Annotated in this window: 1 protein-coding gene; it reads right to left on the bottom strand. The window is 66.9% G+C overall.

Going from position 1 to position 1,828, the window contains the following annotated elements:
* On the bottom strand, positions 1-1,696 hold a 1,696-nt coding region (locus FJZ36_19240), incomplete at its 3' end, for a tetratricopeptide repeat protein (GenBank protein ID MBM3217035.1).
* Positions 1,697-1,828 lie beyond the last annotated feature (132 nt).

Below are 1,828 nucleotides of genomic sequence, written 5' to 3' on the forward strand. Positions count from 1 at the left end.
CTGCGAGGTCGGCTCTGCTCAAGGCATCCTCTGCCTGCTGCGCCTGTCCGGAAGCCAAGAGCGCCTCAGCCTCGAGCAGCGCCAATGCGGCACGGTCGGACATCGTGGTGGCTTTGGGCTGCGCCAGGCGGATCTCGATCAAAGCTCCCGCGCTGTCGTGTGAGCCGCGCAGAAGCGCCTCGATGAGCCCGACGGAGTTGCGGAGCCCGCTGCGTGCGTCGGAGCCCTGCGCGAGCGCCTTCCGGTACGTCGCCGCGGCGGCGTCCCAACGTTCGTGTCGCGCGTAGAGCCCTGCAAGCGTGGAAAACCGAAGCGACGTGTCCGGCGCGAGCGGAAACGCCTGGAGAAGCGTTTCGTAGAACCGCGTTGCGTGGGCAACGTCCTCGGCTTCGATGAGGCGGTCTCCGTACCTGCCGAGTGTCAGTCCTCCGTCGGGCATCATCGCGGCGAGTTCCCGGAAACGTCGCAGGCTCCCGTCGATCTGTCCTGAGTAGAACTGGAGCTCGGCGTCGACCACGACGGCGACCGTCGCCAACGAGTCGGATCCCCGCGTTCGTTCGTCGACGAGGCGTCGTGCGTCCTCGTACGCCTGTTGCCGACGATCTTCCGGGTAGAGCTCGCCGAGGGCATCGAGGATCGAGTCGCGTGCTCCGACTTGGCTCCCCGCCGCCAGCAGCGCCTCGACGTACACGCCGAGCGCCTGGGCGATCTCCCCCTGGATCCGGTGCACGTCGGCGAGCTGTATGTAGAGGTAGGTGTAAGCCGGCTGCAGCCGAAGTGCCTCACGGTAGTGACTCTCGGCTTCATGCAGAAACCCGTTCGCTCGCAGAACGGTTCCCAGGCGCTGGTGAACCCCGAAGTTGCTTCCCGCGTGCGCCGAAATGCGCTCCCATACACTCCGAGCGGAGTCGCGATCTCCTGCCTCGACGTAGGTCTCGCCCAATGACTCGAGCAGGTCGATGTCGCCAGGTCGCTTCTCCAGCGCCTGGTTCAGCAGACGGATCGCATCGCCATGCTGGTTCCGCTTGCGATAGACCTGTGCGAGTTGGTCGATCACGGACGAGCTCGACGGCGATGCCTCGAGCTCCTTCGCCAACGCGCTCTCCGCCTCCGCAAACCGACCGCCTGCGACCAGCGCCGACACGAGTTGGCGGAGCGCGCTGTCGCGGTACACCGACGACGGATGCGACTCCATAAGACCCGTGAAAGCGCGCGCCGCGTCGTCGTAGAGTTGGATCGACGCGGCGTAGACGCCCAGCAGGTAGTTGGCGATCTCCGCTGACTTCGTGCCCGGGTAGGCGCGCATCACCTCCTGGCACATCTGCATGGTCTCGCGGTACTGGTAGCGCTCGACGTACAGTCCCGCCCACATCGATACCGCTTGACTGGCGTACATGCCGTCGGGGTCCGCCGCGACGATCTCTGCGTACGTGGATCGTGCGGACGCGTCGTCGCCGACGCGCGCGTAGGCTTGGGCGAGGCGCAAGCGCGCAGAGCCCACGTAGTCCGATCCGGCGGAAGATGACACGACTTGGCGCAGAAGGTCGATCGCGTCGCGCCACTCGCCTTGGCTAAACGCCGCTTCCGCCCGCGAGTAGAGAAGCCCCGAGCTCTCCGGATCAGCCGCTGAGAGCGTTCCGGTCGCCAGCGCGCCGACCAGCGCAGCCAACAGAGCCCGGGTACTAGCGCGCGCCATTGCGTTCCCCTTCCGGGCTCGCCAGCGCGCGGAAGTACGCGCGGATCAGCGGGCGGTAAGCTTCCGGCGCTGCGGTTTCGTCGAGCTCGCTGAGCCCGGAACGGAAGCGCTCGCGGATGCGGCGCCACTCGA

This window comes from Candidatus Poribacteria bacterium (genome assembly GCA_016866785.1).
GTDB lineage: Bacteria > Poribacteria > WGA-4E.